The sequence below is a fragment of the Actinoplanes sp. CA-015351 genome (assembly GCF_050955685.1).
Taxonomy (GTDB): Bacteria; Actinomycetota; Actinomycetes; order Mycobacteriales; family Micromonosporaceae; genus Actinoplanes.
Window position 1 is genome coordinate 7,207,089 of the sequence record NZ_CP192102.1, and the last position, 26,847, is coordinate 7,233,935.

The following is a 26,847-nucleotide window of genomic DNA, read 5'->3' on the forward strand; positions in this document are numbered from 1 at the left end:
ACTCCCGGTGGACACCGTCAGCGGATCGGGGGGCCGAAACCGGCGGCGTGGACGGCCGCCGCGACCGCCCGGGCCAGGATCGGCAGCTCCTCGTCGGTCAGGGTGCTGACGGTTATCCGGATTCCGGGCTCCGATCGGATGCGGAACAACGAGCCGGGCGCTACCGCGTACCCAAGGTCTCGCAATGCGGCGACGGCCCGGGCCTCGTCGGGGACCGGGACCCAGACGTTGATCCCGGTCTCGCCGAAGGCGAGGACGCCCTGCGCCTGCAGGGCGGCGCGCAAGCCGTCGCGGCGGCGAGCGTAGGCGCGTGCTGCTTCCGCGACCAGGTCGGTGACCTGCGGGTCCTGCCAGAGTCGCAACAGCAGCCGCTGAGCTGTGGTGGAGACCCAGCCCATGCCGATCCGCATCCGGCCGACCACCCGGGACACTGTCGTCTCGTCGCCGGCCAGCACGGCGATCCGCAGGTCGGGGCCGAACGGTTTCGACGCGGAGCGGACGAATGCCCAGGAGCGGGTGACCGGGCCGATGCAGTGCGGTGGGCGGTCGGCCAGCTCGGCGGCGTGATCGTCCTCGATGACCAGCACGTCGGGATGCCCGCGGAGCAGCTCACGCAGCGCGGCGGCGCGGGACTCGGAGACGGCGGCGCCGGTCGGGTTCTGTGCGCGGACCGTGACGACCGCGGCTCGCGCGCCGGATCGCAAAGCGTCGGCCAGCGCGCCGGGGTCCATGCCCTGCTCGTCGACGGCGACCGGGATCGGGCGCAGGTCGAGAGCGGCGAGCAGGTCGATCAGGTTGGCCCAGCCGGGATCCTCGACGGCGACCGCGTCACCGGGACGCAGATGTGTGTTGAGCAGGCGCTCGATCGAGTCGAGCGCGCCGGCCGTCACCGTGATCGCGGCGTCGGCGACCGGGACGCCCTCGGCGAGCAGGCGGGGACGAGCGGCGTCGATCAACTCGGGCATGGTGACCGCAGTCGCGTACCCCAGGGGGTTGCCTGTCTCGGCGGCGACGGCCGCGAGAGAGGGACCGAGAGCGGGGAGAAGGCGCACGTCAGGCTCTCCGGAGGAGAGATCGCGGACGCCGGGCGGGACCGGCGGCGCGAGGTCGGCCCGGAGGACGGCCACCGACGGGCGGGAGCGGACCCGGGTGCCCTTGCGGCCCTCGGTCTCCAGCACGCCGCGATGGCGCAGCTCCTGATAAGCCTTCGCCACCGTGGCCGGACTGACATGCAGCGCGCCCGCGAGGACGCGCACCGAGGGCAGAGCCGCGCCGGTCACCCAGTCACCGCGCAGGACGCCGGCCTCGATGCTCGCCGAAATCTCAGCGGCGTTGTCCCCACTGACCTGATACTGTGCTGCCACAGATGCGATTGTGTACTAGCACAGGGATCCACGCAAGGAGGATCACCCATGACCGACATTTATCCGCCGACCGAGCGCACCACAGCCACGCGTAATCGGAAGAAGATGGCCTACGACCGGGTGAAGGCTCACGCCGTCCTCGACGAGGCGTTCGACTGCGCGGTCGCCTTCGTCGTCGACGGCGAGCCCCGGGTGCTTCCCAACCTGCACGTCCGGCTGGACGACACGCTTTATCTGCACGGTTCCAGCGGTGGGCGGATGGGCCTGTCGGCCCGAGGTGGGGGCATCCCGCTCTGCGTGTCCGTCACGCTGCTGGACGGGCTGGTCTACGCGCGGTCCCAGTTCAACCACAGCGCCAACTACCGCTCGGTCGTGGTGCACGGCGAGGCCCGGCTGGTGACCGACGAGGCGGAGAAGGCGCGAGTGCTGACCGCCCTGGCCGAGAAGATCGGCCCGGGCCGGGCCGCCGACAGCCGGCCCGGCGATCGGCGCGAGCTGGCGCAGACCAGCGTGCTGGCCCTCCCGCTCGTCGAGGTGTCGGTCCGGGAGCGGACCGGTGGCGTCATCGACGAGCCGGAGGACATGGACCTGCCCTACTGGGCGGGTGTGCTGCCGCTGCGCACCGTGGCCGGCCCGCCGGTGACCGAGCCGGGGGTCACCCAGGCGCCACCGGCTTATCTGCCGGGCTCGCCGTCGGCCTGGCAGACGCCTGTCGTGCTGGAGGGCCGGCACGTGCGGCTGGAGCCGCTGACGCCCGGTCACGCGCCGGCGCTGTTCGAGGCGCTCGACGACGAAGAGGTCTGGCGGCACATCCCGTTCCCGCGCCCGAGCAACCCGGACTTCCTCGCGGCGGACATCGCCGGGGTGCTGCGCGGTCAGTGGCTGGGCAGCCGGTCCGGCTGGGCTCAGGTCGACCCGGTCACCGGCGAGGTGATGGGCATGACGACCTATCACGACATCGACACCGATCTGAAAGCGGTCGGCATCGGCCACACCATGCTCGGCCGCCGCTGGTGGCGCACCGGGGTGAACACCGAGGCCAAGCTGCTGCTGCTGGAGCGGGCGTTCGACGTGCTCGGCGCCGAGCGCGTCTTCTGGTACACCGACATTCGCAACGAGCGTTCCCAGCGGGCCATCGCCCGTCTCGGCGCGAGCCGGGACGGCGTGATCCGCCGGCAGCGCCTGCGACCGGACGGCACGTGGCGCGACACCGTGCTGTTCGCGATGACGGCTGACGAGTGGCCGGCCGCGGCGCAGCGGCTGCGGGCCCGGCTGGAGGCCTGATCGCGTTCCTGGGGCGGGTGTGGCGACTGGGGGGCGGGCGCGCTCTTCGCCGGCTGACCGTCAGCCCTTGCGGGCCTGCGCGCCGGTGTTCGCCCGGTTGGCGTAAAAGGTGCTGCGGACCATCTGGAGGCGGCTGTGTGTGCCTGTCCAGGCGGTGTCCGGAGTGGCCCAGCCGAGGGCGTACGCCTTGCCGTCGATGGCGACCCACCGGGTGCTGGCGCGCCGGAGTTCACCGCCGGCACCCTGGTACCGGACGTCCCAGTCGGCCGCCTTGTGCAGCAACGGGACGACAGCGACCGCGACCAGGGCGTAACCGGGGATCCTGCCCTCCTCCCGGAGGCGGCGGTCCTCGGCCTGGCAGGCCTTCACCGGGTCGTCGTCCGGGTCACGTCCGAAGTCGAGGCTCATCACCTGGGAGTTCTTCGGGTCGCGGAAGCAGTACGTGGTCCCGATCCGCTGATAGCTCCATCCGTCCGGGACGGCCAGGTGGAAACCCGAGCCGTCGGTGAAGTACGACCAGCCGGAGGGCAGGGTCCAGCCGTTGACGCCTCTGGCCGCGTCCTTTTTCGGGGTGACCGGCAAGCTCGCGGGCGGGGTCGCGTCGCAGATGATCGGGGAGAAACCGCCCAGGCGAGCGGCGAGTTTCGAGGGGGTGGGCGGGGACGAGCCAGGTGGGTGGCTTGAGGTCATCACCTCGGTTGTCACGGTGGTGGGCAGCGGCGTGGCCGGGGTGGTTGTCGGCTTTGCCGGTGTGGACTTCACCGGCGTGGGTTGTGCGGTTGCCGGATTGGTCGGGTTTGCTGCGGTCGTGGTGGGTGTCTGCTGAGGTCGCTCTGATGTGCTGGCCGGTAACACCGTGCCTACCGGAGGAAGCACCACATGCGGGCCGGGCCCGTTGTTCTGGGCCAGGTAACCGGCCAGGACACCGCTTCCCAGCAGGACGAACAGGACTCCGGCGATGGCGAGTCGTGCTTGGGCCCGGCCGGTTCTGGCCCTGGGTCCAGGGGGTTTCGGGTTGGCTTCGCCGTCCAGGACCTCGCCGGTGAAGACGGTTCGCGGGGCTGGGATCGTGCGGACGATGGCCCGGCCGGTGCTGCGCGGGGCGGCCGGTGGCGGCTTGGGGAGTTCAGCTTCTGTTGCCGCTGGTTGGGCTTTCGCAGGCGGCTTTTCGACGGGGGTGGCTGTGGTGGGAGCGGCAACGGTGCCTTCTTGGCCGACGCTGTCATACAGGGCTATCACGCCGGTCAGATAGGGATCATTTCCGGTCTCGGGGATGTCCTTCCATTTCTTCTTGGCCGGCCCGCTCGCCATTGGCTCCGCCCCCGATCCAGACCCCGGCTCCGGCGGTTCGGACCAGCTCGCCGCCTCGTCCGGCCCCGGCCGGACCGCTGCCTCGTCCGGCCCCGGCCTGGCCGCTGCCTCGTCTGGCGAATCCTCCGCCGGCGGCGGTACGAACACCTGCCGCAAAGAAGATCCGGACCACAGGGGCCCGGAGTCCTCGGAGTGCCAGTTCCCGACACTCAGCGGACCGTCGTCCCACGGTGCTTCGGCCTCGGCGGCGTACCAGATGTCCCCGGACGGATCGTCGAACGACGATGCCGCCGGGCCGGTGCCGTCGACCGTCCTGCGGGCTCCCCTCTGCCCCGGGACCAGCGGCGCGTCCCGATGATCGGTCGCCACGATCGCGAGCAACCGGCGCTCCACCTCGGCGGCAGTGAACCGGTCGCCGGGCTCGTACCGCAGCAACCCCTCCAGGACCGGCGCCAGCGGGCCGGCCCGGACCGGTGGGTCGGGTGGCTGGGTGGCGAGCGCCGCGAGGGTGGCCATCGCGGTCTCCCGGGCGTACGGCGACTGGCCCTCGACGGCCGCGAACAGCGTCGCGCCGAACGACCACAGGTCCGACTCGGGAGTGGAGGCGCCGTCACGGGCGCGTTCCGGTGAGACGTACTGCGGGGAGCCGACGATCAGCCCAGGCATCGTGACGGAGCCGTCGTCCACGAAAGTGGCGAGACCAAAATCGGTCAGCACGACCCTGCCGTCGGTGGCGATCAGCACGTTGTGCGGTTTCACGTCGCGGTGCAGGACGCCGGCCTGGTGCGCGGCGTCGAGCGCGTCCAGCACGGCAAGTCCGATCCGGGCGGCGCCGGCCGGGTCGTACGGGCCCTCGTCGCCGAGGACCTGGTGCAGCGATCGGGACGGGATGTATTCCATGACGATCCAGGACAGATCGTCGGCGTGCACCACGTCGTAGATCCGGACCACGTGCGGATGGTTGAGCCGTGCCGCGCTGCGGGCCTCGCGCAGGGTCCGCTCACGAAGCCGGTCCTGCTCAGCACCGTTCATCCAGTCAGGGGGGACGATCTCTTTGATCGCGATGTCCCGGTGAAGCATCTCGTCGTGGGCCAGCCACACGCGTCCCATTCCACCGGCGCCGACCGGCTCCAGAAGACGGTACCGACCAGCGACGAGCATCTGCCTGACCGCCATCGGCACCCACCCATCAAGTCGGGTATCAGGATAATCAGCCACAGACCGGCCAAGGAATGACGATCACCCGGTCTCCGCGCGAAGCAGACTTCGGCTTGACACCATCACGGCAGCGAAGAGCAACAAACGGCAAAAGCGACAGCCCCTCTTGGGTACGCCGGAGCCAGGTTTTCTGTCGTACCCCCGAGGCAGGATGGTCCGCATGCGAGAGGTGCTCGAAACGTTCGGTCCGGCCACACGTGAGTGGTTCACGGCCGCTTTCGCCGCGCCCACCGCTGCTCAGGCGGGCGCGTGGCAAGCGATCGGCGCGGGGCGCAACGCGCTGGTGGTCGCGCCCACCGGTTCCGGCAAGACGCTCGCAGCCTTCCTCTGGTCGCTCGACAAGCTGGCCCACGAGCCGGTGCCGGAGGAGGCACGCAAGCGGTGCCGGGTGCTTTACATCAGCCCCCTCAAGGCGCTCGCTGTCGACGTCGAGCGCAACCTGCGGGCGCCGCTGACCGGCATCCGCCAGGCGTCCGGCCGGCTCGGCCTGCCGCCACCGGAGATCACCGTCGGGATGCGTACCGGTGACACCCCGGCCGACGAGCGGCGGCTCTTCGCCCGCACCCCGCCGGACATTCTGATCACCACGCCGGAGTCGCTGTTCCTGCTGCTCACGTCGGCGGCGCGAGATTCGCTGCGCGGCGTCGAGACAGTGATCATCGACGAGGTGCACGCGGTCGCGGCGACCAAGCGCGGAGCACATCTGGCGCTCTCCCTGGAGCGGCTGGACGCGCTTCTGGAGCGCCCGGCGCAGCGGGTCGGGCTCTCCGCGACGGTCCGGCCGATCGACGAGACCGCCCGGTTCCTCGGCGGCGCCCAGCACGTCGAGATCGTGCAGCCACCGAGCGCCAAGACCATCGAGGTGGTGGTCGAGGTCCCGGTGGAGGACATGACCCGCCTCGACGAGGTCACCGACACCGATGCCGACGACCCGGGCAGCGGGCGCAACACACCGTCGATCTGGCCGGCGGTCGAGGAGCGGGTGCTCGAGCTGATCGAGGCACATCGGTCGACGATCGTCTTCACCAACTCGCGACGCGGTGCCGAGCGGCTCTGTGCCCGGCTCAACGAGCTGGTCGCCGAGCGCGCCGGGGACCCCGCTCCGGCGATGACGAAAATGCCCGCCGCGGTGATGGCGCAGGCCGGCGCCACCCAAGGCGCGCCGCCTCTGGTGGCCCGCGCCCACCACGGCAGCGTCTCCCGCGAGGAGCGCAAACAGATCGAGGAAGCGCTGAAATCCGGCACCCTGCCGGCCGTGGTCGCCACCTCCAGCCTCGAGCTCGGCATCGACATGGGCGCGGTCGACCTGGTGGTGCAGATCGAGGCGCCGCCGTCGGTCGCGGCCGGCCTGCAGCGCATCGGCCGCGCCGGGCACCAGGTGGGCGCCGTCTCGCGCGGTGTGGTCTTCCCGAAACACCGCGGTGACCTGCTCTCCTGCGCGGTCGTCGCGGAACGGATGAGCGCCGGCGCGATCGAGGAGCTGCGTTACCCGCGCAATCCGCTCGACGTGCTGGCCCAGCAGATCGTCGCGATGGTCGCGCTCGACACCTGGCAGGTCGACGAGCTGGCCGCGCTGGTCCGCCGGTGCGCGCCCTTCGCCGAGCTGCCCGACTCCGCGCTGCACGCGGTGCTCGACATGCTCTCCGGCCGATACCCGTCGACCGCCTTCGCCGAGCTGCGCCCCCGCCTCGTCTGGGACCGGAGCACCGACGAGCTCACCGGCCGGCCCGGCGCCCAGCGGCTCGCCGTGACCAGCGGCGGCACCATTCCCGACCGAGGGACCTTCGGGGTCTTTCTCGCCGGTTCGGAGAAAGCCTCGCGGGTGGGCGAGCTCGACGAGGAGATGGTGTACGAGTCCCGCGTGGGCGACGTCTTCCTCCTGGGGTCCACGTCCTGGCGCATCGAAGACATCACCCCCGACCGGGTGCTGGTCTCCCCCGCCCCCGGCGCACCGGCCCGCATGCCGTTCTGGAAAGGCGACTCACCCGGCCGCCCGATCGAGCTGGGCCGCGCCATCGGCGCCCGGCTGCGCGGCCTGACCCGGGCCGGTGACGACAAGGCCACCACGACGCTGCGCGAGTCCGGTCTGGACGAGTGGGCCGCCGGCAACCTGGTGGCTTACCTGCGTGAGCAGCGCGAGGCCACCCGCCACCTGCCGGACGACCGGACCATCGTGGTGGAACGGTTCCGCGACGAGCTCGGTGACTGGCGGATGACCGTGCACTGTGTGCTCGGGGCGAAAGTCAACGCGCCCTGGGCCCTCGCGATCGCCCGCCGGCTCTCCGAGCGGTACGGGGTGGACGGCCAGGTCATGCCCTCCGACGACGGCATCGTGGTCCGCCTGCCGGACACCGCCGACGAACCGCCCGGCGCCGAGCTGGTCGCGTTCGACCCCGAGGAGATCTCGCAGATCGTCGAGGAGGCGGTCGGCACGTCGGCCCTCTTCGCGTCCCGGTTCCGCGAGTGCGCCGCCCGGTCGCTGCTGCTGCCCCGGCGTGATCCGCGCCGCCGCCAGCCGCTCTGGCAGCAGCGCCAGCGGTCCGCGCAGCTGCTCGACGTGGCCCGCGAGTTCGCCGACTTCCCGGTCACCCTGGAAGCCGCCCGCGAGTGCCTGCGCGACGTCTTCGACGTCCCCGGCCTGGTCGGCCTGATGCGGGAGATCTCCGGCCGCAAGGTTCGCCTCGTCGAGTCCGAGACCAGCCGTCCCTCGCCCTTCGCCAGGTCGCTGCTCTTCGGATACGTCGGCGCTTTTCTGTACGAGGGGGACGCCCCGCTGGCCGAGCGCCGCGCCGCCGCCCTCGCTCTCGACTCGACCCTGCTCGGCGAGCTGCTCGGCCGGGTCGACCTGCGGGAGCTGCTCGACCCGGGTGTGGTCACCGAGACCGAGGCCCACCTGCAGTGGCTGACCGAGCAGCGCACACCCCGTGACGCCGAGGACACCGCCGAGCTGCTGCGCCTGCTCGGTGACCTCTCGGCGGCCGAGCTGGCGTTACGAGGGGCGCCGGAGGAGTGGGCGCTCAGCCTCGAGAGCAGCCGCCGGGCGATCCGGATCCGGGTCGCCGGCGAGGAGCGGTGGATCGGCATCGACGACGCCGGGCGCTATCGGGACGCCCTCGGGGTGGCGTTGCCCGTCGGGATTCCTGAGGCCTACCTGGAACCCGTGGCGGATCCGCTCGGTGACCTGGTGGCGCGCTTCGCGCGTACCCATGGGCCGTTTTTGGCCGCGACCTGCGCGGCGAGATTCGGGCTCGGGGTTTTCGTCGTGGAGCAGGCGCTCAAGCGGCTGAGCGCGACCGGCCGGCTGGCGACCGGCGAGTTCTCCCCCGGCGGCGCCGGGACCGAGTGGTGCGACGCCGAGGTGCTGCGGATGCTGCGGCGCCGGTCGCTCGCCGCGCTGCGCCGCGAGATCGAGCCGGTGCCGCCGCGGGTGCTGGCCGCGTTCCTGCCGCGCTGGCAGCAGGTGGGCGGCAACACGCGCGGGGTGGACGCGGTGGCCGCCGCGATCGAGCAGATCCAGGGCATCGCGGTGCCGGCGTCGGCGTGGGAGCGCCTGGTGCTGCCGGCCCGGGTGGCCGATTACGCGCCGCCGATGCTCGACGAGCTGTGCGCCGGCGGTGACGTGCTGTGGGCCGGTTCCGGATCGATCAGCGGCGGGGACGGGTGGGTGACGCTGGCGTACGCGGACAGCGCGCCGCTGCTGCTGCCCCCGCCCGACGACGAGTTCGCGGCCACGCCGCTGCACCAGAGTGTCCTGGAGGCGCTCGGTGACGGGCAGGCGCTGTTCTTCCGGTCGCTCGCCGAGCGGGTCAGCTCGGGCGACGACACCGATCTGGCGGCAGCCGTGTGGGACCTGGTGTGGGCCGGCCATCTCACCAACGACACCCTCGCCCCGCTGCGGGCGCTGCTCGGCGGCAGCGGCGCCCACCGGGCGAAAGCCGCGCCGGCCCGGTCCCGCTACCGGCGTCCCGGCCGGCCGAACATGCCGTCGCGCACCGGTCCGCTCAACATGGTGGGCCGCTGGTCCCGGCTGCCGGACCGCGATCTCGACCCGACCCGCCGCGCGGCCGCGCTCGCCGACCTCCTGCTGGAACGCCACGGCGTGGTGACCCGGGGCGCGGTGATGTCCGAGGGGGTGACCGGCGGTTTCTCGGCCGTCTACCCGGTGCTGGCCGCGTTGGAGGAGCGCGGTGCGGCCCGCCGGGGCTACTTCGTCGAGGGGCTCGGGGCGGCGCAGTTCGCCGTGCCGGGAGCCGTCGACCGGCTGCGGGCCCTCGCCGAGCCGGCCGAGCTGGCGAAACGGACGGGTGCCACAGCGGTGGTGCTGGCCTCCACCGACCCGGCGAACCCCTATGGCGCGGCACTGCCCTGGCCGGACCGGGTGGTCGACAGCGGCGACGGCGAGCTGACCGCGAAAGCCGGGCACCGCGCCGGCCGCAAAGCGGGCGCTCTGGTCGTGCTGGTCGGCGGAGACCTGGTGATCTACGTCGAGCGGGGCGGGCGGACGCTGCTGTCCTTCAGCGACGACGGCGACTCCCTGACCGCAGCCGGCCAGGCCCTCGCGGCGGCGGTGCGATCGGGCGCCCTGGGGACGATGTCGGTCGAACGCGCCGACGGCGAGTCGGTGAACGCGTCACCACTGCGCGACGCTCTGACGGCGGCCGGGTTCCGAGCGACGCCGAGGGGGCTGCGCTTACGAGCCTGACGGCGGAACTCGCCCAGCGCGACGAACGTGCACGCCCGACCCGCGACCAAACCTGCAATCGCCCGGCATCAGGGACCCCCGACCGTGACACCCGCTCACCGTTTCGGGCTCCTGCACGGGTGATTCCGTGCCCGCTCAACGCGAGCGCCTCCGATGACCTCAGATCTTGGCAGGTTCCGGCCGGTTGGGTTTCGCCATTCTGCGGGCTGACTTCGGGTTCGGGTGGGGCGGCAGCTCTCGCTGCGAAGTGTTGCCGCAGATCTTGTGCGGTTCAGCCGTCCCGTCGACCGCAAACTCACAACTTCCCGGTGGCCGGGCGTTGGGGGCCTGTCGTTTTAGGGTGGTTCGTGAGGTTCCGGTAAGGGGTTGTCGGGTTGTGCTGCCATTTGTGGAGACCGGAGGGGGTCGGAGCGCCCACCGGTCTCCAAGATCGAGCCTGGATGCGGGCGGAATCCCGCCTGGCCCTCACCGACCGTGAAAATTCGGCGGGACGAGTGTTCCGGCACCCCACAGATACGTGCTCGTCTGAGATCGTGGCGAGGCCGGCCTCAACCCGCCGTCGGGAATTCGTGGACATCGCCCCCGCCGCCGAGGCACAAGATCCGCATAGAGACGGTCTTGGCTTGTGAGACACCGGCTATTCAATGGCGAAGTCGGTCGCTCGGCCGGCCTGTCGCTCGGCCGCTCAAGCTGGTTTGCGGGTTGAGGTCGCCGAAAGTGCGAACGCACGTAAAACCGGGACGCGGGCGCACGGAAGAGCCGTCCAGCGGTGATGGGCGCTCACGTAGTCGGTGTGTGTGCCCGCGTCTCGGCTATGGCGTGGATGAAGGCGCACGGAGCGGTTAGGTGCGACCTCATTCACGCCGCTGGGGCTGGACTTCGCAGCATCCCCGAGGGCTGTGCCCGGCCGGGCCAACGGCGACCAGAGCACACAGACGATTCACGCGGCGGCCAGCTGCACGAACAAGTCGCGCGGAGGCGACCTGCGCACAGGAACAGCTCGTGCAGGGGCGACCTGCGCACACGAACAGCTCGTGCAGGGGCGACCTGCGCACACGAACAGCTCGTGCAGGGGCGGCCTGCGCACACGAACAGCTCGTGCAAGGACGACCAGCCCAGGAGGCGACCAGCCGCACGCGCAACGTGTTCGTGTGCGCTCACCGCCGTCCCGGGGGCGGTCAACGCGCACAAAACCCGTGCGCCCGCCGCCCAAGGCCTGGCAGCATCAGCCTCTTGCGCCCTGCCGCCTAAGACCACCAATGACGAAAGCCGGGCGGCCTCAGGCGTTGCCGACCCACCCCTTGTCACGAACAGTGACGGACCGGCACGAAGCACGGCGGATCTTGCAGACCTGACGACCGCGGCGCACGGACGGGCGGCGAGTAGCGGCCGACAAGCGGGGCGGACAACCCCCGACACGCCTACAGCTGCGGTGCCACCTCGGACGCCACCAACTCGATGTGGTCGATGTCCGAGAGATCAAGCGCCTGCAAGAACAAACGCGACGCCCCGGCCTCTCCGTACTTCTTGATGATCTCCACCGCCTCAGCGGGCGTCCCGACAACCCCGCCGTTCTCGCGCATCTCCTCGACCTCGCGACCGATCGCCGCGGCCCGGCGACGCACCTCGGCGTCATCGCGGCCCACGCACAGCACCGACGCGGCCGAGAACGCCGGCGGCTTTTCGCGGCCGATCGCGGCACTCGCCGCACGGACCCGCTCATACTGCGCCGGCAGGTCCGCGATCTTGGAGAACGGCACGTTGAACTCGGCGGCGTACTTCGCCGCGAGCGCGGGGGTGCGCTTCTTGCCGTGGCCGCCGACGATGACCGGCAGCGAGGACTGGACCGGCTTCGGCAGCGCCGGGGAGTCGACCAGCTGGTAGTGCTTGCCGTCGAAGGAGAACGGCGAACCGGCCGGCGTCTTCCACAGCCCGGTGATGATCTCGAGCTGCTCCTCGAGCCGGTCGAAGCGTTCGCCGAGCGCCGGGAACGGGATGCCGTACGCCTGGTGCTCGGCTTCGAACCAGCCGCCACCCAGGCCGAACTCGATCCGGCCGCCGCTCATCGCGTCCACCTGGGCCACGGCGATCGCCAGCGGGCCGGGGAGGCGGAACGTGGCCGAGCTGACAAGCGTGCCGAGCCGGATCCGGGACGTCTGCACGGCCAGCGCGGCCAGGGTGATCCAGGCGTCGGTCGGGCCGGGCAGGCCGGAGCCATCGCCCATCTTCAGATAGTGATCGGAGCGGAAGAATCCATCGAAGCCGCCATCCTCCGCGGCCTTGGCCACCCGCAGGAGATCGTCGTGGCTGGCGCCCTGCTGGGGTTCGGTGAAGATCACGAGACGCATGGATCCACACTGCCACGGAGGCGCGGCGCGCCTGCCCCGCACCCCGAAACAACAGGCAGTAACGTCAGTCACCATGGCCGGTTATGAATGGATCAGTTTTACGACCGATTACGGCACGTTCGACGGGTTCGTCGCGGCGTGCCACGGATCGATCGCCCGAGTCACGCCGCAGGCCAGAGTGATCGACGTCACTCATCACGTTCCGCCGGCCGACGTGATCCGAGGCGCCGCCGTCCTGGCGCAGACCGCGCCCTACCTGCCGCCCTCGGTGCACCTCGCGGTCGTCGACCCGGGCGTCGGCACGGCCCGCCGCGGCGTGGTGCTGACCACCCCGAACGGCGTGCTCGTCGGCCCCGACAACGGCCTGCTGATCTGGGCGGCCGAGGCGCTCGGCGGCATCGAGACCGCCCACGAGCTCAGCAACAAGGACTGGACGCTCGGCGACGTCTCCCGCACGTTCCACGGACGCGACCTCTTCGCGCCTGCCGCGGCCCGGCTCGCCGCCGGCTCTGCCGCCTCCGACGCCGGGCCGCTGGTCGATCCCACCACTTTGGTACGCCTACCCGACCCGCTCGTGACAGTCGGAGACGGCTGGATCGAAGCCGAGGTGCTGACCGTCGACAGGTTCGGCAACGTGCAGCTGGCAGCCGGTGGTTCGGTGCTGACCGGGCTCGGCCCGGAGCTGACCGTGAACGGCAACGTCCGGGCCCGACGTGGCGCGACCTTCGCCGACGTGGGAGCGGGCGAACTGCTCGTCTTCACCGACTCGGCCGACCGGGTGGCGATCGCCGTCAACAACGGCCGAGCCGTGGTGGTCCTGTCGGTCCGCTCCGGCGACACGATCCGCATCACCGAACGCTAGATGCGGTGGTGGATCCAGACGTTCGGCTCCGCGTAGGGGTGTGGTGATCTGAGCTGTCTTGGCACTCGGCCGGACGGGCGCGATGAGATCGGTGAATCCCAGCCGGGCCGTGTTGTCGCGCATGGCGCGCAGCATGATGCCGGAGAGGCCGGCCGGAAATCGGTCCACCGCCAGCAGGGTGAACTCCGGCCAGAATTCCTCGAAGTGGCGGTAGTAGAAGGCGCCGGTCGGGTCTTTCGACATGAAGACCAGCCAGCCGCCGTTGAGTTCCTCGAACAGGGCGGTCCTGCCCGCCAACGGGGCGATGTCCAGGCCCATGCGGCCATGATCTCAATCGGGTCAAGCACAATAAGGACATGCCGGAAGGTGACACCGTTTGGAACACGGCTCGCGTGGTGGAGAAGGCGCTCGCCGGTGAGGTGCTGACCGGGTCCGACTTCCGGGTGCCGCAGCTGGCCACCACCGACCTGACCGGCTGGACCGTGGCCGAGTCGGCGAGCCGTGGCAAACACCTCCTGCTGCGCCTTACACGCGAGGGCCGTGAACCGCACACCCTGCACTCGCATCTGCGGATGGAGGGGGCCTGGCGCGCCTACACACCCGGCGAACGCTGGACCGGGCGCCCGGCGCACCTGATCCGCGTGGCGCTGAAGACCGCCCGGTCGGTGGCGGTCGGGTACCACCTGCACGAGCTGGCGCTGATCCCCACCGCCGACGAGGAGAAGCTTGTCGGCCACCTCGGACCGGACCTGCTCGGTGCCGACTGGGACCCGGCCGAGGCGGTACGCCGGATCAGCGGGAAACCGTCCGCCTCGATCGCCGAGGCGCTGCTGGACCAGCGGAACCTGGCCGGCGTGGGCAACCTGTACAAGGCGGAGACGCTGTTCCTGCGTGGCCTCTGGCCGTGGACGCCGGTCGAGAAGGTCAAGGACCTGATGGGCACGGTCGTGCTCGCCCAGAAACTCGTCGCGTCCAACCGGGGCCGATGGACGCAGACCACCACCGGATCGCTGCGCCGTGGACAGACGAGTTATGTCTACGGCAGACGCGCCCAGCCCTGCCGCCGGTGTGCCGGCCCGATTCAGAAGGCCGAACAGGACGACCGAGTCACCTACTGGTGTCCGCGCTGCCAGCCCGATCGGACGGGATCCTGATCTCGGTGGTCCGCAGCTCGGCGAGACCCTCAGCGAAACCACGCAGCCGGTCGGTCGCTTCGATCAGGCCGAAGTACGCCGGGTGGCGGGTGTCCGCGACCGGATGCCCGTCCTCCGCGACGTAGCTCGCTGCGGCCGCCACGAGTTTCTCGTACTCCGTGACGCCCTCGGTGAACTGGACGGTCAGCCCGGCGTGCGCCTGCTCCAGCCCGTCCCGCTGGTCGGGCTGGGTCAGCGGGATGGCTCGCTCCACACTGGCCACCCGCTGGCCCAGGTCGCGCAGCCACTCCTCGGCGGTCGCCGCTTCCAGCAGCGCGGCCTTGCCGGGGCCGGTCATCCGGCCGGCCAGGCCCACCATGGTCTGCGCGGCCCGGTCGAGCCGGTCCCACGCGTCGACGATCCCGGAGCCGCGCAACGCGTAACGGCTGCGCTGCCGGCGGACCTCCTGCATGACAGTGCGGCCGGCCGGGAAGCTCTCCAGGGCGGCGGTGAGTTTCGGCGAGCCCACCGACGGCGGTGGCGCGGGAATGGCGGCGAGCACCCGATGGTCGCTCCAGCGGAACCAGGCGAGCACGACCGAGCCACCGGCGGCGGCCGCCCACGCGGCGTCGGCGATGCCGATCCCCGCGTACGGCGTCAGGACCACCGCGGCGCCGGTCAGGCCGCCACCCAGAACACTCCATCGGCGGGCAGCGCCACGCACTCGCTTGAGCCGCCGGAAGTGTTTGGCTCGCTCGTCCATCCCGCTGCCCTCCTCAAGAAAAACTCAGCCGGCAGCGGAGGTGTCGCCCCGCTTCTGGTTCATGCTGGCCCTGATCTCGTCGAGCCGGGCCACGCTGGCCGGGTCGGCGGCCGGCGCGGTCTGCTCCACGGCCGGCTGTGCCGCGGCGCCACCCAGTTTCTCGCCAGCCATGCTCGCCCGGATCTGCTCCAGACGCGACGAACCGGCCAGGTCCAGACTGGATTTCTGCACCTCCAGCATCCGCCCCTCGACGGAGTTGGAGGCCAGCTCGGCACGGCCCATGGCGTTCGCGTACCGCTCCTCGATCTTGTCGCGCACCTGGTCCAGCGACGGGGTGTTGCCCGGCGCGGCGAGCTGCGACATCGACTCGAGCGATTTCGCCACGGTCTCCTGCATCTTGGCCTGCTCCAGCTGGCTGAGCAGGCGGGAGCGCTCGGCGATGCGCTGCTGGAGCACCATCGCGTTGTTCTCCACGGCCTTGCGAGCCTGGCCGGCCGCGCCGAGAGCCTGGTCGTGCAGCGTCTTCAGGTCTTCCATCGACTGCTCGCCGGAGACCAGCTGGGTCGCCAGGGTCTGGGCGGTCGCCTCGTATTTCTGGGCCTCGGCCTCGTCGCCCGCGGCACGGGCCCGATCGGCCAGGACCAGCGCCTGACGCGCCATCCCCTGCAGTTTCTCGACCTCGGACATCTGCCGGGACAGCTTCATCTCGAGCTGCCGCTGGTTGCCGATGACGGCCGCGGCCTGCTGAACGAGCGCCTGGTGCTGTCGCTGCGCGTCCTCGATGGCCTGCTGGATCTGGACCTTCGGGTCGGCGTATTCGTCGATTTTCGCGCCGAAGAGCGCCATCACGTAGTGCCAGCCCTTGACGAACGGATTCGCCATCTCGTGGTGTCCCCTCAAATGTCGCTCCGCCGGACGCGCCCCCGGAATCGTCGTGAAACCCCGGTGGCGCGAAACCCATCGTGTCAGCTCGACGCCAGTGACGTCACGTGACCTCGGGGGGATCTCAGGGTTCTCCCCCGGCTTCGAGGCTACGCTCCCCTGAGCGGAGACGACACGGACCAGAAGACACAGATGCGCGCCGGGCCGTCCCATGCGGGAGCCCGGAGCGCATCGACCTGATCATGCTGCGTAAACGACGTCCCGCTTCTTACGGGTCGCGTGCAGCGTTGCTTTCAGCGGCGAATCCTGGCGCACCGAGACGGAGACGTCGCCGGACATCGTCTGGTCCTCGACCGGGACGAGCACGCCTTCCATGTTCTCCGCGAGGGACAACGTGCTGCTGACCTCACTGAGCAACTCGGAGAGCCGGGCGCCGAGCGCATCGCAGATCGCCGCGAGCAGCTCGCTGGACGCCTCTTTCTGCCCGCGCTCGATCTCGGACAGGTAGCCCAGGCTGACGTTCGCGGCGGTCGACACCTCGCGCAGCGTGCGGTGCTGCCCCTGCCGGCGCGCCCGAAGTGCATCGCCTATAACGCGGCGTAGCAGGACCATGGCACCTCCTCCTGCGGGTCGGCCGCCGGCATACGCCGGAGGCTTCCCGCAACCGTACCTGGCGTGAGCCATGCCGACATCCCGCCCCGCCGAATTCCCGAGACCCTCGGGCGGCGGCCATTGCGGACAACGATCACTGCGACTGCCGAATTCCCAGTTCAGGCCGGGGCCGGCGCGGCGTGGAGCGTGTCGGTGAGCAATTGCAGGACGGCCGTCACACTTTCGGTGCGGATGGCCGCCCGATTTCCGGCGAGTTGCAGCTCGCGCACCCGGGTTCCACCAGGGCCGGCGACCGCCACGTAGACCAGTCCTACCGGCTTGCCGTCCTGCGGTTCCGGGCCCGCGACGCCGGTGGTCGCCAGGCCCCAATCCGCGCCGCAGCGCTCCCGCGCTCCGGACGCCAGCGCCGCGGCCACGTCACCGTCCACCGGGCCTCGCTCATCGAGCAACTTCTCGGGTACGCCCGCCAGGCGCGCCTTGAGCTCGGTGGCGTAAACGATCAGCCCGCCGCGGAACACCGCACTGACACCGGGAATCTCCACGATCGTCGCGGCGACCAGGCCACCGGTGAGGGACTCGGCGGTCGCGAGCGTCTCCCGTCGTTCGACGAGCGCGTGCACCACCGCCGCTGCGGCAACCGGCATCTCCACGTGGTGCTCCTATTTCTGGGCGTTGGCGCGCATCCGCAAGGCCTCCACCACGTACGCCACACCGGTGACCACGGTGACCACCAGCGCGGCGCCCATCAGGACCACGCCGATCCACTGGAAGGACTCCGGAACCGGCCACAGGTACCAGGCGATCGCCACGATCTGCAGGCCGGTCTTGAGCTTGCCACCCCGGGAGGCCGGAATGATGCCGTATCGGATCACCCAGAACCGCAGGGCGGTAACACCCCACTCCCGGATGAGGATCGCGATCGTCACCCACCAGGGCAGATGATCGTACGCGGACAGCAGCACCAGCGCCGTGCCGGTCAGAGCCTTGTCCGCGATCGGGTCGGCGACCTTGCCGAACGAGGTGACCAGGGACCACCGGCGGGCGATCCAGCCGTCCACGAAGTCGGTCGCCGAGGCCACGCAGAACGCGAGGCAAGCGGCGATCCGCCAGTCCGTGTCGGTCATTTCGGAGGCGACCACGAAGGCCAGGAAAACGGGGACGAGCACGATCCGGATCACGGTCAACGCGTTGGCAGCGTTGTAGAGCGACACCACGCGCGGGGCGGGCACCGGAGCGGGCTCGTTGGTCACCGCTGCACCGGAGCAGCCGAGATCATCTCCACCGGCACCGCGATCAGGTCGACGCCCTCGGTGCCGGTGACCCGGGCCCGGACCAGGTCGCCGGGGCGCAGCGCGCTGACATCGACACCCTGGTCACCGGCCACCAGCGTGGTGGAGCCGTCGACCTCGGGGGCCTGGTGCTCGGCACGGCCCTCGATCTCGTCGTCGGAGATCGAGTCGACGAGCACGTCGACGGTGCTGCCGATCCGCTCCTCGGCGCGCTGGCCACAGATCTCCTCGACCAGCGAGGTGATCCGGTCGTACCGCTTCTGGACGGTGGCCTCGCTGACCTTGCCGGTCATCCCGGCCGCCTCGGTGCCGTCCTCGTCGCTGTAGTCGAAGATGCCGATCGCGTCGAGCCGGGCCTCGTTGAGGAACCGGACCAGCTCTTCGTACTCCTGCTTGGTCTCGCCCGGGAAGCCGACGATGAAGTTGCTCCGGGCGCCGGCCGCCGGGGCCAGCTTGCGGGCCGACTCGAGCAGATCGAGGAAGCGCTCGGTGGAGCCGAAACGCCGCATCCGGCGCAGCACCGTCTCACTGGAGTGCTGGAAGGAGAGGTCGTAGTACGCCGCCACGCCGGGCGTCGTCGCGATCGTCTCGACCAGGCCAGGCCGGGTCTCGGCCGGCTGGAGGTAACTGGCACGCACCCGCACGATGCCGTCGACCGCGGCCAGCTGCGGCAGCAGTTTCTCCAGCAGGCGCGGGTCGCCCAGGTCCTTGCCGTACGACGTGCTGTTCTCGCTGACCAGGACGAGCTCGCGGACGCCGGTCTTGGCCAGCCACTCCGCCTCGGCGAGCAGCTCCTGCGGGTCGCGGGAGACGAACGCGCCGCGGAACGCCGGGATCGCGCAGAACGAGCAGCGCCGGTCGCAGCCGCTCGCCAGCTTGAGCGAGGCCACCGGGCCGGTGTCCAGCCGGCGGCGCAGCACCTTGCGCAGGTGAGCCGGGGTGTGCTCGTCGACGGTCGCGTGACCGGGGACGACCACCTTGGCGGTGTGCCGCTGCACCGGGGTGATCGGGAGCAGCTCGCGACGGTCCCGCGGGGTGTGCGCGTCGAGGCTCTCGCCACGCAGCACGCTGTCGAGGCGGGCCCCGATGTCGGTGTAGTCGTCGAAGCCGAGCACCGCGTTGGCCTCGGGGAGGCTCTCGGCGAGCTCCTTGCCGTACCGCTCGGCCATGCAGCCGGCGGCCACCACCTTGGCGCCGGTGTCGGCGGCCGCGAGCAGCGTGTCGATGGAGTCCTGTTTCGCCTTCTCGACGAAGCCGCAGGTGTTCACGACGACCACGTCAGCGCCCTCGGCGTCGGTACCCACTTCCCAGCCGTCGGCGTCGAGGCGGGCGGCGAGCTCTTCCGAGTCGACCTCGTTGCGGGCACAGCCCAGGGTCAGGAGGGCGACGCGGCGATGAGGAGAAGGGGTTACAGACACTCAGCTAGGTTACCGGGCTGTGGTGGCCATGCCGTCGTCCGCTCGGCCGGTAACCCGTACGCCGCTCCGCGTTCAGATCAAGCGGGACAACCGGCCACATTGACTCCCTACGATCCCGACCCTGTGACGAGATTCATTGCACGGGGGAAGAATCCCGAAACGCTCCTTCTGCTGGCTCTTGTCGGTTTGGCGATCGCCATCCGATGGGTGGGCTTCGACATCGCCACGCCGGATTTCCGGAGCTTCGTGCTGCCGTGGAGCCAGTACATCGCCGAGCACGGCTTCGCGGCGCTCGGGGACGACTTCGCCAACTACAACGTTCCGTACCTCTATCTGCTGGCCGGGCTCACCTGGCTGGAACCGCACGTGCCGTGGTCGATCCTGGAGCTCGTCAAGCTCTCCTCGGTCGCCTTCGACGTGATGCTCGCCTACTACGCCGCACGGATCGTCGGGCTGCGCGGCAACCCGCGAACCGCCCTGCTCGCCGGCTTGGTGGTCCTGCTGCTGCCCACCGTCATGCTGAACGGCTCCTGGTGGGCCCAGTGCGACACCGTCTACAGCGCGTTCACCGTCGCGGGGATCTACTACCTGCTGCGCGAGAACCCGTGGGTGGCGGCGGTTCTCTTCGGTGTGGCCATCTCGATCAAGCTCCAAGCGGTATTCCTCTTCCCGGTTCTCTTCGTGCTGCTGCTGGCCGGCCGGATCGTCAAGGTCCGCCATCTGCTCGTGGTGCCGGCGATCTACGTCGCACTGGCCGTGCCCGCCTGGCTGGCCGGCCGCCCGTTCAGCGACCTGATGCTGATCTATGTCCACCAGAGCGGCCAGTACGGCGCGCTGACACTCGGCTCACCCACGATCTACACGTTCATCCATCCGGGGAACGCCATCCTCGACAGTGTGCGCACCGCCGGCACGCTGTTCGCGGTCGCGGCCGTCCTGGTCTTCACGTACGTGCTGCTGCTTCGCAAGATCACTTTCGACGCCAGGCGCATCGTCCTGCTCGCCGCCACGTTCAGCCTTCTGGTTCCGTTCCTGCTGCCCGGGATGCACGAGCGGTACTTCATGCAGGCCGACGCGCTCACCGTGATCGCGGCGTTCTGGCTGCCGGCCCAGCTCTGGTTCCTTCCGATCCTGGAACAGATCACCTCGTTCGCGAGCTACGTGCCGTACCTCTTCCTGGCGAACGGCAACCGGCCGGTGGATCTGCGGGTCCTGTCGGTGATGATGTTCGCGGCGCTGGTCATCCTCGCGGCGCACCTGCTGCGCCGCGATCCGGCGCCGGCACCGCCGCCCGCCGGCGAGGTACGGAACGAGTCCCTGCCGAAGCAGCGAGAACCCGCACTCATCTAGGTGAGACCTAGCTCTCGCGGGACGGCTCGAAACGGGCGGCACCGGTATCTTTCCGTCATCTGTGTCGACCGCGCGGACGGGGAGCGACGTTGGACGGAGACCGTGCGCCTGCCGGATCACGCGTCGCACCGGAGTTGCTGCTGACCGCCGCCCTCATCGCGGTGGCCGTCGCCGTACGCTTTCTCGGTTTCGGACTCGAGACCATCGACTACGACTGGTACCTGGGGCCGTGGAGCCGCTTCATCGCGGCACACGGCGGTTTCGCGGCCCTGGCGCATCCGTTCTCCGACTACAACGTCGCGTACCTCTACCTGCTCACCGGCTTCACCTGGCTGTCCCAGCACACCCCGCTGCCCGTGCTCTTCTGGATCAAGCTGGGTTCGGCGCTCTTCGACGGCGTGCTCGCGGTCTACGCGGCCCGGATCGTGGCGCTGCGCGGCCCGGGCTGGCGGATGCCGCTGCTCGCCGGCCTCAGCGTGCTGCTGCTGCCGACCGTGGTGCTGAACGGCTCGTACTGGGGGCAGTGCGACACGATCTACAGCGCCTTCGCCGTGGCCGGGCTCTACCACCTGCTCCGCGGCCGGCAGTGGGCCGGCACCGCGCTGATCGCGGTGGCGTTCGCGTTCAAGGTCCAGACGATCTTCCTCTTCCCGGCACTCGCGGCGCTGCTGCTGACCCGGCGCCTGCGGTGGCGGTGCATGATCACGATTCCGGTGATCTACGTGCTGTTCGCGGTGCCGGCCTGGCTGACCGGGCGGCCGTTCGGCGACCTCATGCTGATCTACGTGGGCCAGACCGATCGGTTCCCGGCGCTCACCCTCAACGCGCCGAACATCTACGCCTTCCTGCGCCCGGCCGAGAGTCACCTGGACATGGTCCGCACCGCCGGCATCCTCTTCGCGATCGCCGCGATCCTGGGGCTGATCTTCCTGATCGTCGCCCGCGAGGTGGTCCTCGACACCGAGCACATCGTGGTCCTGGCCGCCGCCTCCGCGCTGCTGGCGCCGTTCCTGCTGCCCGGCATGCACGAGCGGTACTTCATGCTGGCCGAGGTGCTGACCGTGGTGGCCGCGTTCTGGGTGCCGCGCCGGCTCTGGTTCGTGCCGGTGCTGGTGCAGGCCGCGTCGATCATCACCTACGAGACGTACCTGGTGCAGGCCAAGCCGGCGCCGGTCGACCTGCGGATTCTGACGCTGCTGGTCTTCACCGCGCTCGCCACCACGATCGGATACCTGTTCCGGGTGCGGAAACCAGCCCGTCTAGCGCCAACTCCGGTTGGTAATACGATTGCCGGGTGACAACCCCGGAAGACCTCACCCACCTCACGGCCGTCGCCGCTCTCTCCGATGCGGTACGCCGGAACGCGTACCGCATCGTGTCGGAAGCGAAACCGGGGCCGATCGGCCGGGACGAGGTGGCCGAGGCGCTGGGCGTCGGCCGCACCCTGGCGGCGTTCCATCTCGACAAACTGGTGGCGGCGGGGCTGCTCGACGTCTCGTACGCTCGCCTGTCGGGACGGACCGGCCCGGGCGCTGGGCGTCCCGCGAAGCTGTACCACCTCGCCGCGGCGGAGCACGCGGTGAGCGTGCCGCCGCGCGCCTATCGCGGCGCCGCCGAGCTGCTGGCCGAGGCGCTGGAGCGGGTCGGCGCCGAGGAGACGCTGAACGAGGTGGCGCGGGCGCACGGACGCGGCCTGCGCAGCCCGGACGTGGTCACCCGGTTGACCGAGCAGGGTTACCAGCCCGAGCTGACCGGCGATACCGCGATATTTCGGAACTGTCCTTTCCACCGGCTCGCGGAACAGTTCCCGCCGCTGGTCTGCGGGATGAACCTCGCCCTGATCAACGGCCTCCTGGAGGGCAGCGAGTGGTCGGCGCGCATGGACGCCGCCCCGGGCCGATGCTGCGTGACTCTGTCTAAATTCAAATCTGATTGACAATAGAAAGCCGGGCTGATGAGCTGGATGGCATGACCGGCTTCCACCTGGCCCAGATGAACACCGCCCGCCTCCGAGCCCCGCTGGACGACCCGTCGATGGCCGAGTTCGTCACCGGGCTCACCCTGATGAACGCGCTGGCCGACCGCTCGCCCGGCTTCGTGTGGCGGCTCGCCGGAGAGGGCGGCGACGGCACCATCGCCGCGCCCGCCGACCCGCTGCGGATCTACACGCTCTCGGTCTGGGAGTCGGTTGAGCACCTGCGGGTGTTCGCGTACCAGAGCGAGCACCTCGACTATCTGCGCCGCCGCCGGGAGTGGTTCCTCCCGCACGGGACCGAGGCCTCGCTGGTGCTCTGGTGGGTCCCGGCCGGCCACACCCCGACGATGCGCGAGGCGCTGATCCGGCTGGATCGGCTCGCCGCCGACGGGCCGGGTCAGGAGGCGTTCACGTTCCGGCAGCCGTTCCCGGCGCCCGCCCTTCAGCAAGTTCATAACTGACTCACAGCGAGCCACACCTCACCGAAAGCTCACATCAGTACTGTCGCAAGATGTGCCGTTGACCCGCCTTCGCGCCAATCCCGCCGCCACGCTTCTGGTCGGCGCCCTGCTCGTGATCGCCGTCGGCGTGCGCTGGGCCGGCCGTGATCAGCTGACCTACGACATGCTGGTGTTCATCCGCTGGTACCACCAGCTGGAGGCGGCCGGCGGCATCCACGGCATGGACCGGCAGATCGGCAACTACAACGCGCCGTACCTGTACCTGCTCCTGCTGACCACGTACCTTCCCGGGCCGTTGATCTTGAAAATCAAGGCCGTGTACGTGGTCTTCGACCTGCTGCTCGCCTGGTTCGCCTATCGGACTGTCGCGCTGCGCCGCCCGGGGCACCCGGCGGTGGCCGCCGGACTGATCGTCCTGATGCTGCCGACTGTCACGATCAACGCGGCCTTCTGGGGCCAGATCGACTCGATGTGGGCGTCGTTCGCGGCCGGTGGTCTCTATTTCCTGCTGCGCGGCAAGCCGGTCTGGGCCGTCTCGTTCTGCGCGATCGCGTTCGCCTTCAAACCGCAGGGCGTCTTCATCTTCCCGCTGCTGCTGGTCTGCGTGCTGGCCGGGCGGATCCGATGGCGGGCCCTGCTGGCCGGACCGATCGTGTTCGTACTGCTGGACGTGCCGGCCATGCTGCTCGGCCGCAACCCGTTCGAGCTGCTCACCCTCTACGAACCCAGCCGGCAGGCCAAGTACACGACCACCGCGCTGAACGCGCACGCGCCGAACATCTTCGCCTTCTTCGGCGTCGATCAGCTCTCCTCCACCTGGTACGACCAGGAGAGCCGGGTCGAGGCGCTGCGGCTGCTCGGGTACGGCTTCACCGCGGCGCTCGTCCTCGGCGTCTGCTACCTGATCGTGGCCCGCCGGGTCCGGCTGGACGCGGTCCGGCTGGTCACCCTCGCCGCGTTCTTCGCGATTCTGGTGCCGTACACGCTGCCGAGCATGCACGAGCGCTACTTCTACCTGGGCGACGTGCTCACCGTCGTGCTGGTGTTCTACCGGCCCCGGCTCTGGTACGTCCCGCTGCTGGTCCAGACGGCGTCGCTCGGCTCATACACGCCGTCGCTGCTCGGTTTCCACTCGCTCTCGATGGTCCCGCTCGCCGTGATCATGGGCGCCGCCGTACTCGTCCTCGGGCACACCGTGATCACCGACGCGCTGCGTGCCCAGCCGCCGGTGGATTGGTTCCGCAGCGGGCACGCCGAGCCGGTCAGCCGTCGACACGAAGATCGGCGAGAGCCTCTTCCAGCTCATCAGGCTTGACCAGCACGTCGCGGGCCTTCGAGCCCTCGGACGGGCCGACGATGTTCCGGTTCTCCATCAGGTCCATCAGGCGGCCCGCCTTGGCGAAACCGACCCGCAGCTTGCGCTGAAGCATCGAGGTCGAGCCGAACTGACTGGTCACGACAAGTTCGATGGCCTGGATCAGCAGCGCCAGGTCGTCGCCGATCTCCTCGTCGATCTCTTTCTTCTTGGTCGGCGGGGCGTCGGTGACACCCTCGGCGAACTCCGGCTCGCGCTGGTCCTTGCAGAACTTGACGACCGCGTGGATCTCTTTTTCGTCGACCCAGGCGCCCTGGATGCGTACCGGCTTGGACGCGCCCATCGGCAGGAAGAGACCGTCACCGCGGCCGAGCAGTTTCTCCGCGCCCGGCTGGTCCAGGATGACCCGCGAGTCGGCCAGGCTGGACGTGGCGAACGCCAGCCGGGACGGCACGTTCGCCTTGATCAGGCCGGTCACCACGTCGACCGACGGGCGCTGGGTGGCGAGCACCAGGTGAATACCGGCGGCCCGGGCCAGCTGGGTGATCCGGACGACCGAGTCCTCCACGTCGCGCGGCGCCACCATCATCAGGTCGGCCAGCTCGTCGATGATCACCAACAGGTACGGGTACGGCTTCATCTCCCGCTCGACACCCGGCGGGGCGGTGATCTCGCCGCTGCGCACCTTGCGGTTGAAGTCGTCGATGTGGCGTACGCCGTTCGCGGCCAGGTCGTCGTACCGCTTGTCCATCTCGGCGACCACCCACTCCAGGGCGTCGGCGGCCTTCTTCGGGTTCGTGATGATCGGCGAGACGAGGTGCGGAATGCCCTCGTACGCCGTCAGCTCCACCCGTTTCGGGTCGACGAGCAGCAGCCGCACCTCGTCCGGCGTGGCCCGGGACAGCAGGCTCACCAGGATCGAGTTGAGGCAGCTCGACTTGCCCGCGCCGGTGGCGCCGGCGATCAGGATGTGCGGCATCTTCGCCAGGTTCGCGACGACGAACCCGCCCTCGATATCCTTGCCGAGCGCCACCAGCATCGGGTGGTGATCGGCGGCCGACGCCCGGGAGCGCAGCACGTCACCGAGCGACACGTTCTCCGGGTCGGTGTTCGGGATCTCCACGCCGACGGCGCTCTTGCCCGGGATCGGGCTGAGGATCCGCACGTCCGGGGACTTCACCGCGTACGCGATGTTGCGGGAGAGCTGGGTGATCCGCTCGACCTTGGTGCCCGGGCCGATCTCCACCTCGTAGCGCGTGACGGTCGGGCCTCGGGTGAAGCCGGTGACCACGGCATCCACGTTGAACTGCTCGAAAACCCCGGTGAGCGCCGCCATGATCTCGTCGTTGGCGCGGCTGCGAGCCTTCGCCGGAGGGCCGGTGGCGAGGATGTTCGCCGGCGGCAGCCGGTAATCGCCCTTGACCGCCGAGATCTCCAGTTGCTCGGCCCGGGTGGGCGGCATCGGCGTGTGCTCGGGTGCCGGCTTCTTCCGGCTGGTCGGCACCTTCGGCAGGGCCACCGTGTCGTGGAGGATGATCTCCTCGTCGAAGTCGTCAAGCGGTTCCGGCTCTGTTGCGGGCTCGGCCAGCGCCGCCTGCCGCCGCCGCGGCTGGCGGCGTGGTTTCGGCTCCGCGGCCTCTTCCTCGTCGTCGTCCTCGGGCAGCTCGGCGATCGGCCGCGGCTGGTGCGGCGCCGCGCGCCCGGAAACCAGGTCGATCACCTGGATGATCCGCTCCGGGATGCGCGCGATCGGCGTCGCGGTGATCACCAAGAAACCGAAGACGAAGAGCAGGACCAGCAAGGGTACGGCCACCCAGGCGGTCACGGCCCGCTCCAGCAGGCCGCCGATGCCGTAACCGAGCAGGCCGCCGGCCTGGTCCACGGCAAGGCTGTCGCCCGGACGCTCGGAGACGTGCATCAGGGCCGCCGTCGCGACGATGATCGCCGTCCAGCCCACCAGGGTGCGCCCGCGGTGATCGGCGTCGGCGGGCTCGCGCATCAGCCGGATCGCGCCGTAGAAGAGCAGCAGCGGGAACAGCGCAGCGAGACTACCGAGGAAGAGCCGGATCGAGTCGGCCAGCCAGACGCCGACCGGCCCGCCGCTGTTCGCCCAGATCGACACCGAGACCAGGATCGCGAAGCCGAGCAGAAGCAGCCCGGCGCCGTCCCGGCGATGCTCGGGATCGATGTTGCGCGCGGTCGCGGCCTGCCGGCCCACCCCGCGGAACACCCAGCCGACGCTGTGCGCCATGCCCATCCAGAGCGCGCCGACACCGCGGCCGAGGCCGGTCGCGAGCGTGGCGCCGGCCGTGGAACGGCGGGCCACCGGACGCTTGCGTGCTGCGGTCGTCTTACGTGTCGTGCCGGTACGCGCGGCCGGTTTCCGTGCCGCGGGCTTGCGAGCGGCCGGTTGCTGGGCACGGTTGGTACCGGCGCCGCGCGGCGTGGACGCGGCGCGACCCCGGCTCGCCGGAGGAGTACGGCCCGCCATGGATGTCACCGTAGCCCGCGAGGGCCATCCTGCCGAGAAGGCGCACCGTGACAGTCCTTCGCTTTCCTG

Annotated in this window: 19 protein-coding genes; 9 read left to right on the forward strand and 10 right to left on the reverse strand. The window is 70.3% G+C overall.

Annotation, left to right across the window (positions count from 1 at the left end):
- Positions 1-17: 17 nt before the first annotated feature.
- Positions 18-1,364, reverse strand: coding sequence for an aminotransferase class I/II-fold pyridoxal phosphate-dependent enzyme (locus tag ACQP2E_RS32685; RefSeq protein WP_433826829.1), 1,347 nt, complete (start codon positions 1,362-1,364; stop codon positions 18-20).
- Between the two features lie 48 nt (positions 1,365-1,412).
- Here ACQP2E_RS32685 and ACQP2E_RS32690 point away from each other — a divergent pair, with 48 nt between their 5' ends.
- A complete protein-coding gene (locus ACQP2E_RS32690; RefSeq protein WP_433826830.1) occupies positions 1,413-2,648 on the forward strand; it encodes a bifunctional pyridoxamine 5'-phosphate oxidase family protein/GNAT family N-acetyltransferase in 1,236 nt (411 codons plus the stop codon).
- Positions 2,649-2,708: 60 nt separating this feature from the next.
- Here the strand turns inward: ACQP2E_RS32690 and ACQP2E_RS32695 are convergent, their stop codons facing one another.
- The gene (locus tag ACQP2E_RS32695) at positions 2,709-5,135 is read right to left on the reverse strand and encodes a protein kinase domain-containing protein (protein WP_433826832.1); all 2,427 of its coding nucleotides are present in this window, start codon (positions 5,133-5,135) and stop codon (positions 2,709-2,711) included.
- Positions 5,136-5,328: 193 nt separating this feature from the next.
- Between ACQP2E_RS32695 and ACQP2E_RS32700 the strand changes: the two genes are divergently transcribed.
- Positions 5,329-9,879: an ATP-dependent helicase gene (locus ACQP2E_RS32700; protein ID WP_433826833.1), complete on the forward strand. Its 4,551-nt coding sequence runs from the start codon at positions 5,329-5,331 to the stop codon at positions 9,877-9,879.
- 1,421 nt (positions 9,880-11,300) lie between these two features.
- Here the strand turns inward: ACQP2E_RS32700 and ACQP2E_RS32705 are convergent.
- Positions 11,301-12,227, reverse strand: coding sequence for a TIGR03560 family F420-dependent LLM class oxidoreductase (locus tag ACQP2E_RS32705; protein WP_433826834.1), 927 nt, complete (start codon positions 12,225-12,227; stop codon positions 11,301-11,303).
- A gap of 73 nt (positions 12,228-12,300) precedes the next feature.
- On the opposite strand from ACQP2E_RS32705, the gene ACQP2E_RS32710 reads away from it, so the two are divergent.
- Positions 12,301-13,089, forward strand: a complete 789-nt coding sequence (locus tag ACQP2E_RS32710) for an SAM hydrolase/SAM-dependent halogenase family protein (protein WP_433826835.1) — start codon at positions 12,301-12,303, stop codon at positions 13,087-13,089.
- Positions 13,090-13,445: 356 nt separating this feature from the next.
- A complete protein-coding gene (locus tag ACQP2E_RS32715) occupies positions 13,446-14,243 on the forward strand; it encodes a DNA-formamidopyrimidine glycosylase family protein (RefSeq protein WP_433826836.1) in 798 nt (265 codons plus the stop codon).
- Here the strand turns inward: ACQP2E_RS32715 and pspM are convergent.
- The 6 genes from pspM to rimO all read right to left on the reverse strand — a co-directional run bounded on the left by pspM (position 14,197) and on the right by rimO (position 19,186).
- A complete protein-coding gene (gene pspM, locus ACQP2E_RS32720) occupies positions 14,197-14,985 on the reverse strand; it encodes a phage shock envelope stress response protein PspM (RefSeq protein ID WP_433826837.1) in 789 nt (262 codons plus the stop codon). The two genes, ACQP2E_RS32715 and pspM, sit on opposite strands and share 47 nt — an antisense overlap.
- A gap of 24 nt (positions 14,986-15,009) precedes the next feature.
- Positions 15,010-15,867 carry a PspA/IM30 family protein gene (locus ACQP2E_RS32725; protein WP_433826838.1) on the reverse strand — a complete coding sequence of 286 codons (858 nt, stop codon included), beginning with the start codon at positions 15,865-15,867 and terminating at the stop codon, positions 15,010-15,012.
- Between the two features lie 240 nt (positions 15,868-16,107).
- On the reverse strand, positions 16,108-16,479 hold the full coding sequence (locus ACQP2E_RS32730) for a helix-turn-helix domain-containing protein (protein ID WP_433826839.1): 372 nt from the start codon (positions 16,477-16,479) through the stop codon (positions 16,108-16,110).
- 158 nt (positions 16,480-16,637) lie between these two features.
- Positions 16,638-17,123 (reverse strand): CinA family protein, encoded by a 486-nt coding sequence (locus ACQP2E_RS32735; RefSeq protein ID WP_433834132.1) that lies wholly within the window; start codon positions 17,121-17,123, stop codon positions 16,638-16,640.
- 15 nt (positions 17,124-17,138) lie between these two features.
- Positions 17,139-17,729 (reverse strand): CDP-diacylglycerol--glycerol-3-phosphate 3-phosphatidyltransferase, encoded by a 591-nt coding sequence (gene pgsA, locus ACQP2E_RS32740; RefSeq protein ID WP_433826840.1) that lies wholly within the window; start codon positions 17,727-17,729, stop codon positions 17,139-17,141.
- Complete coding sequence (gene rimO, locus ACQP2E_RS32745; protein ID WP_433826841.1) at positions 17,726-19,186, reverse strand: 30S ribosomal protein S12 methylthiotransferase RimO; 1,461 nt, start codon at positions 19,184-19,186, stop codon at positions 17,726-17,728. The genes pgsA and rimO overlap by 4 nt, the downstream gene beginning before the upstream one ends.
- A 123-nt stretch (positions 19,187-19,309) precedes the next feature.
- On the opposite strand from rimO, the gene ACQP2E_RS32750 reads away from it, so the two are divergent.
- The 5 genes from ACQP2E_RS32750 to ACQP2E_RS32770 all read left to right on the forward strand — a co-directional run bounded on the left by ACQP2E_RS32750 (position 19,310) and on the right by ACQP2E_RS32770 (position 24,287).
- The gene (locus ACQP2E_RS32750; RefSeq protein WP_433826842.1) at positions 19,310-20,536 is read left to right on the forward strand and encodes a glycosyltransferase 87 family protein; all 1,227 of its coding nucleotides are present in this window, start codon (positions 19,310-19,312) and stop codon (positions 20,534-20,536) included.
- 89 nt (positions 20,537-20,625) lie between these two features.
- Complete coding sequence (locus ACQP2E_RS32755; RefSeq protein ID WP_433826843.1) at positions 20,626-21,834, forward strand: glycosyltransferase 87 family protein; 1,209 nt, start codon at positions 20,626-20,628, stop codon at positions 21,832-21,834.
- Positions 21,831-22,472: a helix-turn-helix transcriptional regulator gene (locus tag ACQP2E_RS32760; protein WP_433826844.1), complete on the forward strand. Its 642-nt coding sequence runs from the start codon at positions 21,831-21,833 to the stop codon at positions 22,470-22,472. The genes ACQP2E_RS32755 and ACQP2E_RS32760 overlap by 4 nt, the downstream gene beginning before the upstream one ends.
- A gap of 32 nt (positions 22,473-22,504) precedes the next feature.
- Positions 22,505-22,972: a DUF3291 domain-containing protein gene (locus ACQP2E_RS32765; RefSeq protein WP_433826845.1), complete on the forward strand. Its 468-nt coding sequence runs from the start codon at positions 22,505-22,507 to the stop codon at positions 22,970-22,972.
- A 58-nt stretch (positions 22,973-23,030) separates the two neighbouring features.
- Positions 23,031-24,287 carry a glycosyltransferase 87 family protein gene (locus ACQP2E_RS32770; RefSeq protein ID WP_433826846.1) on the forward strand — a complete coding sequence of 419 codons (1,257 nt, stop codon included), beginning with the start codon at positions 23,031-23,033 and terminating at the stop codon, positions 24,285-24,287.
- On the opposite strand, the gene ACQP2E_RS32775 is transcribed toward ACQP2E_RS32770, so the two are convergent.
- A complete protein-coding gene (locus ACQP2E_RS32775) occupies positions 24,235-26,778 on the reverse strand; it encodes a DNA translocase FtsK 4TM domain-containing protein (RefSeq protein WP_433826847.1) in 2,544 nt (847 codons plus the stop codon). The two genes, ACQP2E_RS32770 and ACQP2E_RS32775, sit on opposite strands and share 53 nt — an antisense overlap.
- Between the last annotated feature and the right edge of the window lie 69 nt (positions 26,779-26,847).